7 protein-coding genes (1 of these 7 running past the window's edge) are annotated in these 17,730 nt (G+C 36.9%); all 7 read right to left on the bottom strand.

Going from position 1 to position 17,730, the window contains the following annotated elements:
- Positions 1-70: 70 nt before the first annotated feature.
- A complete protein-coding gene (locus tag ACXR6G_RS12910) occupies positions 71-3,730 on the bottom strand; it encodes an AAA family ATPase (protein ID WP_458361848.1) in 3,660 nt (1,219 codons plus the stop codon).
- A gap of 12 nt (positions 3,731-3,742) precedes the next feature.
- Positions 3,743-4,951 carry an exonuclease SbcCD subunit D C-terminal domain-containing protein gene (locus tag ACXR6G_RS12905; protein WP_458361847.1) on the bottom strand — a complete coding sequence of 403 codons (1,209 nt, stop codon included), beginning with the start codon at positions 4,949-4,951 and terminating at the stop codon, positions 3,743-3,745.
- Positions 4,952-5,767: 816 nt separating this feature from the next.
- The gene (locus ACXR6G_RS12900; RefSeq protein ID WP_458361846.1) at positions 5,768-6,532 is read right to left on the bottom strand and encodes a hypothetical protein; all 765 of its coding nucleotides are present in this window, start codon (positions 6,530-6,532) and stop codon (positions 5,768-5,770) included.
- A gap of 469 nt (positions 6,533-7,001) precedes the next feature.
- On the bottom strand, positions 7,002-12,224 hold the full coding sequence (locus ACXR6G_RS12895) for an endonuclease (RefSeq protein ID WP_458361845.1): 5,223 nt from the start codon (positions 12,222-12,224) through the stop codon (positions 7,002-7,004).
- A gap of 1,000 nt (positions 12,225-13,224) precedes the next feature.
- Positions 13,225-15,369, bottom strand: coding sequence for an OmpA family protein (locus ACXR6G_RS12890; RefSeq protein WP_458361844.1), 2,145 nt, complete (start codon positions 15,367-15,369; stop codon positions 13,225-13,227).
- Positions 15,370-15,397: 28 nt separating this feature from the next.
- Positions 15,398-16,339 carry a PorP/SprF family type IX secretion system membrane protein gene (locus tag ACXR6G_RS12885; RefSeq protein WP_458361843.1) on the bottom strand — a complete coding sequence of 314 codons (942 nt, stop codon included), beginning with the start codon at positions 16,337-16,339 and terminating at the stop codon, positions 15,398-15,400.
- A gap of 11 nt (positions 16,340-16,350) precedes the next feature.
- Positions 16,351-17,730, bottom strand: partial view of a Calx-beta domain-containing protein gene (locus ACXR6G_RS12880; protein ID WP_458361842.1) — the 3' end only. 26,679 nt of this gene lie beyond the right edge of the window; the window shows 1,380 of its 28,059 coding nt (coding positions 26,680-28,059); the start codon falls outside the window, past its right edge; it ends in the stop codon at positions 16,351-16,353.

Genomic DNA, 17,730 nt, shown 5'->3' with positions numbered 1-17,730 from the left:
TGCACGATATGTCAGCGAAGTAGACTTAATAATTAGTCCGATTTTGTCCTTGGGAACATATGAATAATTGCTACACCAACTCAACCTCACTCACACCATTACTCTTTTTCAGCACTTTTATTTGTGCAGGAATACGTTCTTTTAAGTTCTCTACATGAGATATTATTCCAATCATTTTACCCTGAGCTTGCAGCGTTTCTAAGCTTGAGATCACAGTCTCCAAGGTTTGGCTATCTAAAGTTCCAAAACCTTCATCAATGAAAAGTGAATCTATGCTTACATTATTACTGGCCAAATCAGATAAACCGAGTGCTAAAGCCAAACTGATTAAAAACTTCTCACCACCACTTGATGTATCCACGTAGCGAGCTTCATCAGTCTGATAATGGTCAATCAACTTAAAGAATAGCTCCTCGCCTGATTTATAGGTGGGATCTAATCTCAGAGAATAACGCTTGTTTAACTTGAACAAATGCACATTAGCTAACTGAATCAGATTATGAAGGGTCAAACGCTGCACATAGGTATTAAAGGCATGCTTAGAGCCACCCAATAAGCTCATCAGATCGGTCCATTTCTTAAGGACCTGCTCCTGTGTTGAAATTTCATGTGTCACCGCTTGGTTTCGCTCTTTAATCTGCTTATCCAATTCAAATTTCTGTCTGATTTCCCCAGTTCGCTCCGTGAGTTTATTCTTATCAGCCTCAATATTCTTTTGTTTTTTATCAGCCTCATCAGCAGAGTTTTTAAAATTTTTCTGCTTCTCTAGTTTCTCGAAATCTTCTTTTAATCTATTCCCTAAGGTTTTCAATTCCAAACCTAGATCTGCAATTCCCTTTTCGATTTTCACAAAGCTTGTCTTATCCTCCAAACTCAAAAGAGCTTGCTCCACAGATGCTCGCGATTCAAAATCGCTGAATTCAATGGCTTTCTCGAAGCTCAAAAACGCTTCATTCAAACTTGCCTCCGATTTCGCTTGTTCTTTCTGCAGATTCTCTGTTTCTTTTGTTTTACTGTGCTGTTCGGTATTTAATGCCTGCAACAATTGCAAGGCTCGGTCAAATGCTTTTTTAGAAGCTTCTTTTGCCTTTTGTAGCTGTTCTCTCTTGGCAAGAATGCTAATATCCAAAGGTAGAATGGCTTTCCTATCAGCAGAAACAGTTCGTAAGTTCGTTTCCGTTTCTTTCTGCTCGTTCTCAAGCGCGAGCTGGTTTTTTTGTTTCTCGATAAACTGATCCCGATTGTTTTTAATATCATTAGCCAAATGAGTCATCAGATTTCTCAGCTCAAGCTGTTCCTTTGTTTTGGCATGATAAGTAGCGATCTCCAATTCAATAGCCTTCACAAAAACAGAACTTTCTTCTACACTTGGCAAAGCCAGTTTGTATCGTACCAAATCATCTCTCAACTGAGTTTCTAAATCCTTCGTCTCCTGATTAACATTCTTTATGTCAGTCTTTTTCTGTTCCGATTCAAGTTTCAGGTTTCCCAATTTCTCGATCAGTGTAGCTTGCTTGGTTTTCAGAACATTTACAGACTCCAATTCTTTTTTACAAGCCTCATCCTGTTGATTCTTTAGCTTTTGTAGACTTTGCACTTCAACAATCTGCTTGGCAAGGGTCTCACTTAGCTTTTCAAGCTCAGCCAGTTGCTTGCCAATATTTTCGAGTTCCTCAATACTGCGATCTAAACTCAGAGATTTAAAGTTCTCAACTGCCTTTTTCATCTGATCAAGCAAAGTCTTCAGTTGGGTGGCATTCGTCTCTGCTTTTGTTGTAATAGCAACCAGCCTAAGCTCTATATCCTGCTCTTCTTTCAAGAGGATATCAAAAATACTTTTGCGCTTATCAAGCCGTATTTGAGATTCAGATAGAGTGATGCTTTCGTATTTTGTCACATAAGGATGCTCTGTAGAACCACACAAATGGCAAGGACTACCCTCTTCAAGTTTCTTTCGCTCGGCTTCGAAACTGAGTATTTTAGTTTCCAATTCAAGAATTCGTTCTGCATCTTTAAGGGCAGACTCAGCCTCACTTTTTTTGATTTGCAAAGCCTTATTTTGCTTCATCAAAACTTGCTTTTCTTTTTCCTGTTCGCTTTGCTCTTTATTTAAAATCTTCTCTATCTCACCAATCTCCTTCGCCTCTTTCGAAAGCCTTTCCCCCTCTTTCCAATTAAGCTTTTGCTTTTCGATCTGTTCTCGTTTTATCAAAAGCTGATCCAAAGAATTTATGCTAAGAAGTTGACTTGTTTTTTTGAGAGCTTCATTTAATCCATCCAGTTTAATTTGGTCGCGCTCATACAAAGCATTCGTTTCTTTCAGCGAGATTTGAGTTTCAACCTGAAACTTCTCTTTCTGATTTAATGCTTTATTCTCAAGCTCCATCTGTTCGTAATTTCTATTACGTATCAACAAATGAGAACGCCAATCGACAATCTGTTTCTCCAATAGCAGACAATCCTTATGCTTTAGTAAAAAAGCATCAATATCAGCCAGTTCTTTTGTCTTCTCTTCCTGGCTTTTATTTTTCGCTTCAAACAAGTCTTGCAATTTGGCAATTTGAATCCTACAATCATCTAGTGATTTCTGTGTTGCAAGTTTCTTCTCATTGCCATTCTTAATATCAGAATCGTGTTTGGCTACTTGATCTAATTTCGGCAACCAATTATTAAAATTCTCCTCAGTTTGCTGATGCTCATACTTAGACTTCGCTTCTTGTTTTTGAGCTTCGGCAATTTTCAAAATCAATTGCTTTAATGCTTCCTGTAGAACCAGAAGTCGAGCTTTACTACTCAACTGTTCTTTTTCAAGGCGTTTAATACCATCAAGCAATTCCTTATGAGGCTCAGCCCTTTTGTGTAATTCTAAAGCTTCAATAGTCGACTGATTTTTCTGCTTCTCAGCCTCTAAAAAGGTAATGCGCTGTTCCAGGCTTTCCTGCTCCTTAATCAGTTCGGTTTTCTTTTTATACCAATCTAAAATAAGCTCGACCTCTTTCAATTCGGCAGCTAGCTTTTCTATATCCTTTTTCAGCAAGTCTTGTTCTGCTTTCAAATCCTGTCGTACCTCATCGGTTAGCAGATCTTCTGCATTTATTTTTGCTCTTATCTCATCTAGTTTTCTTCTTTCTTCACCAATCTTACCACCAATCGTTTCACCTATCTTTTTATAGATATCTTCTCCTGTAATCTGTTCAAGCAGCTTGCCTTTATCTTGCGAACTAGCCGATAAAAAAGCAGCAAATTCACCTTGTGCCAACATAGCTGATCTTAAAAACTGAATGTAGTTCAATTGGATTACACGTTCCACTTCAGTTTTCACCTCGGTTTTCTTCTCAGCAATAATCTTACCTGTGGATAAATCCTTCAAACGCACCTCTTCCTTCGGATTAGCCAACACTTTACCACTTTTGGTCGTAAGTCTCATACTCCAATGCGCCTCGTAGCGTTTAGCTTGACTTTCGAAACTTACCCTCGCCATGGCTTCATTCGCTCCATAGCTTACCACATCAAGTAAATTGGCCTTAGCCGTCGTACTATTAAATCTGGGAACACTATGATATAAGGCAATGGTAATGGCATCCAAAATAGTTGTTTTGCCTGCACCCGTAGAGCCCGTGATTGCATACAAACCAACATCCTTAAACAAGTCACTCTCAAAATCAATAACAATAGGCGTTTTCGATTTCAATGAGTTGATATTCTGTAATTCTATTTTTAAGATTCTCATGGGTGGATCAGTCTAATTCTCTCTGGCTATTTGCAAAGCTTCATTAAAGGCATCAAAAATTTCAATATTTTCATCGATATCAAAATTCTGCTCCTTGCATTTCATTTTAAAAACCTCGAGTGGTTGCAGCTCTTTAATTTGTTTGGAACTCTCTATTAAAGCCTCCAAGCCTTGTATGTTTCGTTCGTTTTTTAAACTGATTTTCAAAACCTCCAAGTTCAGATCTTCAGCTGCCTTATTAATTTCCAGACTCTCAATTTTGGTATTTATGTTGTTATCGATCACCACTTCGACCCATGGTTTTAAAGCATAAGTCAACCTGTCAATCTTCATCAAGTCTGTGATGCAGTCCTCAACCGAACCTTTCACCCGAAGCACTTCCCGAAACTTAGGAACCAGAATATTTTCTATCCTCAGTGGCTTCTCCCCATCACTCTCAACCAAAATCACATTTTTGTCGTAGCCAATTTCGCTAAAGCTTAAGATTGTGGGTGAACCCGAATAGCGAATATGATCTGTTCCCCCAGCCTTTTGAGGGCGATGCAAATGACCCAGAGCCATATAATCGAAAACCTCAGGAAAATCATCAGCACCAATATCACCCAAACTTCCCACATAAATACTCTGCTCACTATCCGATGTAGATCCACCAATAGCAAACAAATGCCCCATACCAATGACAGGCACATTCTCCGATTTTAGGCTTTCACAATAGGCTCCTACTTCAGTATAATGATTCACCAAAGCCATTTTATATCTATCTCCAATATCGTCGAAGGATTCCCCTGCAACAGCTCGCCTGATATCCTGATCTCTCATGTATGGGACCGCTGCTACAATTACCTGTTCATCGCCAACATAAAGTTTAAAAACCTCATCGTCCACATTCTCTGTCACCTTACCAACTACCTGAACTTGCAATGCAGACAGCAAGGCCTTAGGTGCATTTATGGTTCCAGGAGCATCGTGATTACCACCCGTAATCACCACATGCTTACAAAAGCTATTCGCCAATTTAATCAGAAAATCATAATACATTTTCTGACTTTGAGTAGAGGGAACGCCTGTATCGAAGATATCACCTGATACCAACAAAACCGACACCTCCTCGGTTTTAATGTAAGTCTCTAACCAGGCTAAAAACTGCGATTGCTCTTCGTATTGCGATTGCTCATGAAGACGATGCCCCAAATGCCAATCGGATGTATGTAGTATTTTCATTTCTAGTTTTCTTTAATCGATAACTAAACAGCAGTAAAAAAACCCAGAATTTAATTGGGATTAATTCTTCAATATATTGATGCTCTTTGCGCAAGTTTCAGTTAAACTGTAATAAACAAAGTTAAGTAAATTGAATAGAAGATGAGAGAAGAATACTTCAAGTTTTTAATGAGGTTGAAATCTTTTTAGAACCAAGTTTCTGCATCTTTTTATTAAATATTGAGTGTATGAGTTCAAAGAAAACTTAGCTTCGGCATTCTTGTGCCACCAGTGATCTTCTGCGACGTATTTCCTTACTTAAAATGTTTGCTTAGCTAGATATGCTGTTGGGAAGGCATAAATACCCCTAGCCATGCAGATAGGGTTACCTGCAGCAGCTGAGACTTGAGGGTCTCACTCTTACTGTGATCCCGAATACTCGGGACCAATAGACTCTACAATATCAGTCATACCCTGACATTTACACCACGTCTATAGTTTTCGGGACATGACAATGCATAAATAATCATTAAAGTTATAGCTGCCCCAGATTTGTAATCTGGGGTAAAGAATTGGCGATTTTTAATCGCATAAACTGCAAAGAGGAATTATATATTCCCAACTCGAAACCTGCAGATAAGATATCTGCAGCAGTTATAGTCAGAGCCTGACATGTATTAATTTAAAGCCAGCCCTATGTTTATTTGAGGAATCGCGAAAGAAAGCAGACTAGGCTTCGTCAAATTTGGAAATGCTTCCTTCTATTAAAACAAAAAAAGCTTGACAGCTCTGATGATTCAGTTCTGTCAAGCTTACTAATTCTTAGTATTGTTTCCTTTACTTGCGAAAATCTATTAATGCTTTCTCTACTATCTCCAAATCGTTTTCTTCCATACGGATAATTTTATTTTTATCGTTGAAAACAAAATCAGAATAAGAAATTACGACCAAAGAAATTTCATTCTTTGGAAGAACTTTTGCTCTTCGTTCATCGTATATTCTTCGTAGCTCTTCTCTCGTCACAGTATTTGTATCCTCCTCGTCTTCCTCATCTTTATCGCGAATGGCTACAGGTCTAAAGTTCTGTATTTCTTTGTATTCTACAACCAATTGCAATTCTTCATAATAAGCATCAACAGGAAGCATGGTTTTTGTTTTCCCGTCTTTGTGCAGATCACCCATAAGGAAATCAAATCTTTTATGACGATTCGCTTTTAGAGATAATACTTTATCGCATAAACCAATGACATAGGTTTCGTCACTGTTTAAACGAATCGCAATCGGATCATTTTCCGGGTTCTTTTTTTCCTGTTTGTAGGGAGCATCCGGAGTGCTTGCATTGGCTGGAACAAAATACCAATAAGTATGTTCTCCATGTCTTTCGGCATGAACAAAGGGTATTAAAGCCAACTCATTGTTAGTATCGAGTTCTCTAAGGATTAAGCGAATTGGCAATCCTCTTTTAATATCTTTTGTAAAAATTCCAGCTTTAATAAAAGCAGGCATTAAATCTTTTACTGGTGCTATTGTAAGTGAAGCATTTGTGTTAAAATATTCTTCAATTACTGTGTTTATCTTTTCTACTTTGGAAAGATCTTTCATATTGATGTGACTTATTTATATATCTATTTGATCGTACCACAAAAAAGTGGGTAAGCATTATTCAACTTATTTGGCTCTATAATGGGCTGCAAAGATAGAGTTAAATTCACTGATAAAGGCTATGCGATCTTTTCTGTGTATAAAAAAAGGCCTGACAGGTGTTTTTACACTGTAGATTGGTTTTGATGAGCTACAAAAGAGATACATATCCCTAACTCACGGTATGTAGATAGGATATCTGCATGAACACTTGAACCAACTAGAGGAATTGATGTTTGTTGTGTATGCTGGAGATTGATTTTCTGTTTCATTCACAACACCCATAACGATTACAGCAGTTTTAATATCAAATGTATACTTAGACTTCCACTATTCTGTGAAGAAGTTTTAATGTGATTGCATTGTTTGGGTAGCTTGGCTGAAGTGAGGTATAAAAAAAGGGTGTCAAAATTGACACCCTTTTTCTAATTTAGTTATTAAGTTTTACGAATCGTTTCGTAATGACTGTTTCATCTGTTTGAATGGATATTAAATATATCCCTTCTTTTAAATCCTGGACATTCAACCTTAAGCTTTGATAGGCTTGAGCTGTTTTAATAAGCTGTCCTTTCATGTTTAAGATCTTGATATTTTTTAATTTATCCGTTGGGAAATCGATATTTATATAATCCGTTGTTGGATTAGGATACATCTTAATCTCCTCAACAAATACATCATCGATACCTGTTGGATAATCAACAAGAAAGCTTTGAGTTGCTTCTGTTGAATTGTAATTGTCATTCCCAAGCTGATAAGCTCGAATTGTGAATTGACCGATCACGGTTGGGGTAAATACGTTTGCATCTATTTCCCCTAATCCTTCGGTAATCTCAAACTCAATAGACAATAATGAAGTTGAACTTGCATTCAATACTTTAGATTCTTCTCCAAATACATAATCTTCAACTGGATCAAAAGTAATGGTTTGATCAGCCTTAAGCACATTTAAAGTTCGACTTAGTTCAGCTGATAAGATATTCTCATTTCCTGATTGAGTTGCCTTAATAACAATTTCACCAGCACCTGTAATACTTAGCGCTTTTCCTGTAAGACTTGCAGGGCCAGAGATCAATTCAAAGGCTACTTCCAAGTTTGATGTTGATGTAGCTGATAAATCGAAGGCTGCATCACCAAAGGTTTTGTCAGCTAACTCAGCAAAATCGATAGTTTGGTTTGCTTTACTAACAATGAAACTCTGTATTACAGGGTCTGCAGCTAAGTAATTCTCATTCCCTTCCTGAGAAGCTTTTACCACAATTTCACCAGCACCGTTAATCATTAATGAAGAACCAAGTAAAGTTGCAGGCCCACTAATTAATTCAAAACTTACTTTCAAATCAGCTCCTGCATCAGATCTCGCTACTAAATCATAGGATTCATTTTTGAATGGTCTGTCTGGAATTGCATCAAAGCTTATGATTTGAGATGCTTTGCTAACAGTAAATTTCTGAACGATAGGATCTGCAGCAAGATAATTTTCATTTCCTGCTTGGGTGGCCTTTACAGTAATCTCACCAACTCCATTGATCATCAATGAAGAACCAAGTAAAGTTGCAGGCCCACTAATTAATTCAAAAGTTATCTCTAATACATGTGCTGCATTTGAGCTAGCAGACAAGCCATAACTTTCATTTTTAAATGGTCTGTCTGGGATTGCATCAAAGCTTATGATTTGAGATGCTTTACTCACCGTAAATGTTTGTACAACTGGATCAGCAGCTAAATAATTCTCATTACCCGCTTGTGTTGCTTTCACCGTAATCTCACCAACTCCATTGATCATTAATGAAGAACCAAGTATGGTTGCAGGTCCACTAATTAATTCAAAAGTAAGAGGAAGCATAGAACTTGAACCAGACATCAAGCCCTGGCTCTCTGGTCGATACTCTCTGTCTTCTAATTTTGTAAAAGTGATCGTTTGACTTGTTTTCTGAACATCAAATTCACGAGTTTGTTCAACCGATGCATATTCATGATCACCTGCTTGAATGGCTTTAATCACAAAATGCCCTGCTCCTAATATAGAAAGGGTGTTTCCTTGAATTGAGCCATTACCTTCAAGTATCTCAAAAGTCACTTGTTTACCCGATGATACATTAGCTTCAAGAACAACTTCTTCTTTTGTGGTGTATTCAAAATTATCTATAGAAGTAAAGTTTAATGTTTGAGCATTCTGAACGACATTAAATGTATAAGACACCGGAGTGGCTGCGTTATAATTCGCATTTCCAAGCTGTTTGGCTTCAATAACAACTTCACCCAAGGCATTTAATGTTAAAATATTCCCACTTAAAGTCACATCACCTTTGACTATACTATAAGCAATAGTTAAACCAGAATTAGATGAGGCCTTTAGAGTTAAAGTACCCGATGCGAACAAAATGCTTTCTGCTCCAGAGAATGTAATTTCCTGATTTGATTTATTAACCGTTAAGGTATGTGTAATGGCATCTGCTCCCAAATAATTTGTATTACCAGCTTGAGTTGCTTTAATCACAACATCACCTGCTCCAGTTAAGGTTAAAGTTTCACCCACTAAAGTTGCTGGACCTAAAACCAATTCGAAAGCGACATCAAGTGTTGAAGTAGAAGTCGCTGATAAATCGAAAGCGACATCACCAAAGGTCTTGTTAGCAAGTTCTGCAAAAGTGATGGTTTGTGCTTTTTTATTAACTGTTAGGGTACGCATTACTTCTGTTCCAGCTAAATAATTTGTATTACCAGCTTGAGTTGCTTTTATCACAACATCACCTGCACCAGTTAAGGTTAAAGTTTCGCCCACTAAAGTTGCTGGTCCTGATACCAATTCGAAACTCACTTCTAAGTTGGATGTTGAAGTTGCTGATAAATCGAAAGCTACATCACCAAAGGTCTTGTTAGCAAATTCTGCAAAAGTGATGGTTTGTGCTTTTTTATCAACTGTTAGGGTACGAGTTACTTCTGTTCCAGCTAAATAGTTTGCATTCCCAGCTTGAGTGGCTTTAATCACAACATCACCTGCACCAGTTAAGGTCAGCGTTTTTCCAACTAAAGTTGCTGGACCTGATACCAATTCGAAGCTTACTTCTAAGTTGGATGTTGAAGATGCAGATAAATCGAAAGTCACATCACCAAAGGTCTTGTTAGCCAGCTCGGCAAAAGTGATGGTTTGTGCTTGTTTCACTGGAGTTCCGCTTGAAGTCCAAGCTTGATCCGTCTTATCACCCCATATATAATCGACCATTTGAGGGTAATCAATAAATGGGTTACGGTTGTTCTGCCATTCATAGATGACGTTGTTTCTATTTTTTTCAAAATCATCAACAGGATCTTCAGTATGCCATTTTAAAAGGGTCACTAAATCACCAATGGTATGAGAACCTGTCTCACTTGCAAAACCATTAACAACTGTCAAGGCATTATAACGAATTTCCATGTACAATAAAGAACGGGCAACATCGCCACGAGCGCTTAATGGAGGTGAATATGTATTAGTGGTTGTAGCGTCAGAAAAATCTTTATTCCCACGTGAGGAATTTTCATTCTTATGGGCAGCACGCAAATGGTGACCATCAGCATGACCGTGAGCCAAATCGTCAGCAGTCGTTTCGAAATACGCATCTTTCCCATCTGAGGTAGAAGTGGTTCCACTTTTAAAACCGCCTAATGATTGTGCCCAAACATGCTCTCTGTTCCACAGATCAGTTGAACTCGAATGACCATCCTGCTCTCCTTTATCAAGTCCAAGTTCACGATAAATCAACCAAACCTCATTGGGGTTTGCAGGATTTTCATCCGCTTCCTTCAACATCAACCAAATATCACCATAATTTTGACCGTGGGTTGTCGAATTCACAACCACAAGCTGTAAGGCGTCGCGTAAAGTCTGGGACGACTTATTCTCGATACCTGCATAATAATCGCCTGCGAAAGTCGACGTTACAACATCAAATGTTGGATTCTTTGGCGTTCCAAAAGCTTTCGCATTGGATTCAGCATTGGTTATCGTTATTTTTTCAGAATAATGGGATCCAATACTTACGCCATCACTTGCAGAGCTAATGGAAATCAAGGCGACTTCATCAGCCTCTTTATCTGCATCATCAAGCAAAGTAAATGTAACTGATCCTATTGTTGAATTCGCAGCTATGGTAATCGATGGACTGCTTAAACTGTAATCACTTTCAGTAACCTGAAAACCACCTACTGAAAGTTGAACCGTCTGAGGCGCTGTAACAGCAACAGAAGACGTCGCAGTTACAGTAATCTCTGTTTGCTCTTCTTCAACACCTGCATTGGTGGATACAGATAGGCTAACAAAGGGTAGATTGGTAGGTGTTAGATCTACAATCTCAGAATTCCCTTCGAATGACTGATGACTATAATAATTATCTCTATAACCATTAAACGTGATTTTTTTATGTAATACATTTAGATTACTCACCAAATTCCAACTTGGCTTTAAGGCTGTTCCCAACTGCAGATTTAAACACTTGGTAAAATCAACTTCATCCTTGGAATCAGCAACAGTCACATAGTTTCCATTATCAAAGGGAGACTCAAAATCATTACCAACACCAACAATATAGCCTACAGCATAATGAACATCTCTGGATACTCCCAACAAAATAGCCTCCTCGACAGTATAAGGATCCTCCTCGGTACCAGCATGCAAAAACATGTCGTCATCCTGAATAGTTAAAGTATAACTACCATCAATAACATTTACCAATTCGGAATTTGCAGACAACGAAAGCGTTAATTCTTCATCATACTCCTTATCACTTTCGTTTAATATATTTAAGCCAACAGTTCCAGTAGTTGCACCAGCAGGTATGGAAATAGTCGATCCTGATAATGAATAATCAGTATTGGCAATATTGTCACCTGAAATTTCTACATTGACATCAAGAGGAACGCCCAATGCAGCACTCAAGCTAGCTGTAAATACAAAATTTTCCGTATCGGCTTCTTTAGTAATCGAAACTTCGGGATTAACACTTAAAGACAGAACGGGTTTTGTCGAATGAATTGAAATCCCGGTCAGCTTCACATCATCAATAAAATAATGATCAAAAGTATTGTTTTTACTGGTCTTTTCATCGAAAAGAACCTTAAACTCGACTTTCTGAACTCCAGAAGGGATGTTATAAATATAAGGATTGTCAGTAGTCGATCCTGTAGCTAAATGCGGAGTCCCTCCAAAATCATATTTACTACTATTGTAACCGTCCACAAAAGTTTTCTGAACAAAATCGCCATCATCTTCCTTTACCCAAAATTCCAGATCATCACCTGAATCAGGACCATCAGCTGCATACCCGATGGATAATTTAAGATCATTGTATTGTGACACATCAATGGAACTGAAAACGATCCACAAATCACTATTTGAACCACTCGCAGAACCAGTCATTTTTAACGAATTGGCTCCCGATTGATATTTTTCAGGACCAATGGCTATTGTTCCATTATTGACCGTTTCAGTATAAGTCCATGTATCCGAAGCAGATGACTCAAAGCTTTGGAAAGCAATTACATCTTGTCCGAAACTTGGAAGAACGGTTAAAAACACCAATAAGAGACTGGGGAGGATCCTCCTACACCAGCTGATTAAAAAGGAATCTTTTAAAGCATTGTTCTTTAAAAGAATGAATGAGTAAAATTTCTTCATTTAGTTAATTTTAATTATTAGGAATAAGTACATTTTAGCTTTAGAATACATACGTTAAACCAGAGAGTTCGACAATTTTATTGTAAGTACTTCTCTCGTCATACTGGGAGATATGGAGCTATTCACAAACTGTTGAATAAACGATATAAAGACTATAAAACAGCACACAAACAGGCTATTGCGAATGCAAGAGTCATACAGATGCCAGTTTAAATTATAATACAGTAGATTAAGCCGCATAGAAATATGCGATAACGGATGGTTGTTTTAGTAGATCTTCAACTTAGGAATTAAAGAATTCCATCGTTGAGGGGATAACAAAAGTAAAAAAATTATCGAAAGTACAAGTGTTCAATATAATAGAAAATGTATTTTTCCCATGAATTAACAAAAACATATCATAAACCTAATACAAACTTCATGATCAAGGGGCCAGATCTTATGGATACTGTTTTATTTAATGATGAAAAGATGATATCGAATGAATCATTCCTTTGACAGTGATTTGATGTATTTTCTATAAGACGGTGACATTCTTTAGTTAGTTTGAATCGATAAGCTTGTTCATGGACAATTTTATGCAGGATGTTACAAAAGGCCTTCTGATTCTTCCGCTTTTAGTGAGGATATTTTGATACAAGGGTCGTGAGGTTTCAACGAGTTCGTGATTTGAGTTTAACATCTACTTCATGAATATAGATCTAAAAGCGTAAAATTAAATCTCAAGTGATATAAGATCAAATATGAATTCAAAATAGATTCACACTTGAAATTACAAAACACAAGAAGCTTCAATATCAACAAACTTAACAAAGTTACCGTGAAGGGGATCAAGGATTGCAAGTTCAAATCCTAACATCCAGACGAATTTTAAAGGGAGATTTCATGGAAGTCTCCCTTCTTTCATTTGACAAGCTTTAAAAACAATTAAACAGGCACTAAGATTTTTGAAACCCTGACGAACTTTTTGCAGCAGCCCGAGGAAAGAACGCCTTATTTCCTAAAACCTCAAAATTTTAATTTCTGTACGTCTGTTAGCTTGATGTTCGGCTTTGCTACATACCACACCATTTAAACATCGATTAATCAACTTGGATTCACCATATCCTTTGGCTACAACCCGGTCTTTTGAAATGCCTTTTGAAATGATAAAGGCAACAGCAGATTTAGCTCTTCGTTGTGATAATGCGAGGTTATAAGCATCGCTACCTCTAGAGTCGGTATGCGAGCTTAATTCAATTTTTAGGCTTGGATTATCCTCCATAATAAGAACCAATTTACCGAGTTCCATGGCAGCATCCTCTCTAATATTGGATTTATTTAAATCGTATAAAATATTTTCTAAAACAAAGGTTTTACCGACCTCTAAACGATCGAACTCTTCACGAATATGAATTTTATTACCAGTTAAATTATAGGTACTGATCTCATCATATTTCGACATCAAACTTTCTTTACGATACGCCAGCTTGTATTGTGTTTCACGCTTTAGTTGACATGAAAATATTCCTTCAATATCGCTCAATAATTCAAATTTTTCTTTTGTTTGATTATCCTGGACTGAAATCGTCAATCCCTCGATAGGACTTTGTCCTTCTTTTAAAACAAGCAATCCTTCAAAAAACAATGTGTTTTCGGTAGCCTGATGGACCGGAATGTAATAATCGGTTTTGTCCTTTAAGGCAGAGTCCGCGATTACAGCTTCACCATCGATAAAGCTTTCTTTTACCGATCTAATTTGATATGTCTGTCCTCCATGAACAAGAAATTCAAATTTCCCATTCTCTTCAGTAGTTACCCTTTCTATTGGTTGATCATTTTCATCATTTAAGGTGACAAGCGTATTCCCTAGAACCTCATTTGTAACTGCATGAAACACCTGACCTCTAACTAAGCTGGATTCAATTGAAAATTTATAGATATCATCGAAACTTTGCCCTTTCAAACGATTGGAGGCAAAATACCCTTTCCCATTCTTAATAATCAAACCAAAGTCATCTTTCGACGTATTGACAGGGTATCCCAAATTTATGGGCTTCGAATCTTTCTGATTTAAATCTATCGAAAAAAGATCTAGTCCTCCAAGTCCGACATGTCCTTTTGATGCAAAATATAAGTTTTGGTTTTCGGTGACAAAAGGAAACATCTCGTTCTCAAAAGTATTAATATGAGAACCTAAATTTTCGATTATCCCCCATCCGTTCTCGTTTCGATGACACACATACAAGTCTGTTCCACCAAAACCTCCAGGTCTATCTGAGATAAAATACAAGCTTTTAGCATCAGAGGATAATGCTGGGTGTCCTGTTGAATAGCCATCCATATTGAAAGGAAGCAATTTAGGTTCTGACCATTTATTACCTTCCTTTTTGCAATAATAGAGCTTAATACTAACTATTCCTTCCTGATTTCGTTTGACTCTTTTTGAATTAGAAACATGATTTCGAGTCAGAAACATCTCGTCACCTTCTTCATTAAAACAAACTGGGCCGTCATGATAATTCGTTGCCAACTTGTTTTCAAACAAACGTATTTTCATTAATTCACCGTCAGCTTCGACATTAGCCTTATACAATCTAAGGTAATTCTGATTATTCCACTTGTGATTTCTCTTAATCAAAGTATTTTTCTCTCTGGCTGAAGAAAAAACAAGTTGATTTTTATAAAAACAGACCCCAAAATCGGATGCTTCTGAATTTGCCTTTATGGCTTGAACTTTATATCGAATCGAATCTTTCATCAGATCCGAAATATTGATAGGATCGATCCGGGTTAATTTAACTTTTGAGTCACCTTTCAAATACTTATCCATCCATATTTGAGCTTGATTGTATTTCTTATTGCTTTGCAAAGCTTTCGCATAATACAAAAAATCATCATTTTCGGCACTAGACATCTTTACAACGCGAGCATACCATCGCTCCGTTTGTTCAGAATTATTAATCAATCTGTAAGATGTAGCTAGTCGTTTTGCAACAGATTCGTTTAAACTGTCTTTCTGCCAAAGAATCTCATACAACTCAATGGCCTCTTGATATGCAAAGGATTCAAAACATTTGTTAGCTCGTTCTGCTATCTGTGCTTTAACTGAAAAACTGGAAAATAAAATTCCAATAAAAAGTATAATACATGCTATTTTCTTCATGTTCTTTAATTTTATAGTTCCCAATCGCTTAAAAATACCTTGGTGTCATTATTTTCTTTTTGTTGAACTGAAAATCGAAAGCGACCATTATTTCATGCGTCCCATTACTATAACGACGAAGTTCTGATTCTGTTAAATCGAAAGCATAACCCACTCGAATTTGATCTGTTAATTGGTAATGAATTAAGAAGTTCATTGAATCTTCTATTCGATAACCAACACCTAACCATAGTTGATCGTAAAAAATAAAATTGGCAGAAAGGTCGATTGACAGAGGTGCATTCCATACTATTTTAGAAAGAATAGACGGTTTCAATTTGATGTAATTATTCAAATCGAATAAAGCTCCTGTAGTTAAAAAATAATGACGCTCTTTATAACCCAAACTGGTTGTATTGACTCCGTCATTATCATAACTATTCTTTAACACTCTGGGAATAGAGGCTCCTAAAAAGAAACGATCCGTATAGTAATAGAATCCCATTCCAAAATTTAGAATAAACTCCTCCGCGAAGTTCTGTTCAAAAGTTCCATCATTTTGTTGATTTATTGTTAGATTCATCAAATCAATTTGAATCATATCAAAACCACCTTTAATACCCATAGCAAGAGTTCCTCGCTCACCCAGTTTTAAATGGTAAGCAATATCAGCAAAGAAACTATTCTGCTTTACCGGGCCCAACTCATCATTAATAAATGCGAAACCAGCTCCAAGATTATATTTACTTACTGGAGCACTCAATGTCAAAGTGCGCGATTTTGGAGCACCATCGAATCCCACCCATTGTTCACGAGCCAAAAATATAGCACTCAACATATCGGTACTGCCAGCATAAGCTGGATTTACCGTTAATGGGTTATGCATGTATTGCGTGTACATAGGGTCTTGTTGAGCCTCCACTTGTTTAACAGAAACAAAGAGTAACAACAGTAAAACAGTGTATTTTATAGTGTTTAAAGATCTATTCATGTTTCTTTTTCTTAGTAGTTAATGTAAACAAAGCCTTTAATAATTTTCGCTCCGTTTCCAAGATCAATTATATAATAGTAAGTGCCTTCGGGTACAATCTTTGTCCCAACTGTCATATTGTTCTCAGCACGGCCATCCCAATCATTTTGATAGGCTTTCATTTGATATATCTTGGAACCCCAACGATTAAAAATTGATAATTTCGAATTAGGAAAATCCTTAATTCCTTTAATAACGAAGTAATCATTTACGCCATCACCATTTGGCGAAAATCCTTCAGGAACTAGAATATATTCTGCACAATCATCATAAGCATCTAAATAATCAGGTGTTCCATCGTCATCACAATCATCATCACCTTCCTGTTCGTCGGTAAATCCGTCATTGTCGCTATCAATATCCAGATAATCAGGAATACTATCACCATCGGTATCTACAGGAAGATCGGTACATGGATCTGAAATCTGTGCTTCATCTTCATCAGAAATACCATCATTATCACTATCTAAATCTTGATAATTGAGCTCAATATCAGAATCAGAATTCAAGCTTAAAGTTTCAACAGCATCAGGAATACTGTCTTCATCAGTATCCATTACGCCAATCTCAATTGTTACACTTGCTTGATCACATAAACCTGAAGGATCACAAACCTGATAAGTAAATTGATCAGTATTACAATATGAACCTAAATCAGCAATATAAGTTAGTGTTCCGTTCTCATTAACCTGAACCGTACCATTTTTCGGTTCATCAGTAATAACAACTGTTAATTGATCACCATCTACATCCAGATCATTATCAAGAATAGAGATTATTATCTCCTCATTATCTCTAACATCAATTCGATCATCGTCTGCAATAGGTGCATCGTTAATAGGTAAGACTGTAATTGAAACAGTTGCTAAAGACTGATCTCCATTTGCATCCTCAATAGTATAGGTAAATGTATCGACACCATTAAAGTTATCATCAGGTAAATAGGTATATGAACCATCAGCATTTACAAGAACAGTCCCGTTTGCTGGATTTGTGAAATCAGAAACCATCACTGGCCCATCACCCAAATTCGTATCATTACTTAATACATTACCCGAAACTTCTTTTTCTTCATCGGTTGAGTTTGAATCATCAATAGCAACAGGTAAATCATTAACAGGTTTTACTATAATCCTTACAGTTGCGGTAGATTTATCTCCATTTACATCTTCAATAGTATAAGTGAAGGTATCCGTTCCAAAGAAATCAGAATTTGGTGTATAAGTATATGATCCATCAGGATTAACGCTTAATATACCATTAGGAGTATCTGTATTAGAAATAACTGTTACAAGAACGTCTCCTAAATTAGTATCATTATCCATTAATAATCCGCTAATCGATGCATCTTC

It is taken from the genome of Ancylomarina sp. YFZ004, from assembly GCF_054254355.1.
This window is presented reverse-complemented; position numbering and strand designations above follow the sequence as displayed.

What these genes read in the sequence shown, in the direction of transcription:
- ACXR6G_RS12900 (WP_458361846.1), bottom strand. Translation starts at nt 6,532, where the DNA reads ATGAAAGATCTTTCCAAAGTAGAAAAGATAAACACAGTAATTGAAGAA.
- ACXR6G_RS12905 (WP_458361847.1), bottom strand. Translation starts at nt 4,951, where the DNA reads ATGAAAATACTACATACATCCGATTGGCATTTGGGGCATCGTCTTCAT.
- ACXR6G_RS12910 (WP_458361848.1), bottom strand. Translation starts at nt 3,730, where the DNA reads ATGAGAATCTTAAAAATAGAATTACAGAATATCAACTCATTGAAATCG.
- ACXR6G_RS12890 (WP_458361844.1), bottom strand. Translation starts at nt 15,369, where the DNA reads ATGAAGAAAATAGCATGTATTATACTTTTTATTGGAATTTTATTTTCC.
- ACXR6G_RS12895 (WP_458361845.1), bottom strand. Translation starts at nt 12,224, where the DNA reads ATGAAGAAATTTTACTCATTCATTCTTTTAAAGAACAATGCTTTAAAA.
- ACXR6G_RS12885 (WP_458361843.1), bottom strand. Translation starts at nt 16,339, where the DNA reads ATGAATAGATCTTTAAACACTATAAAATACACTGTTTTACTGTTGTTA.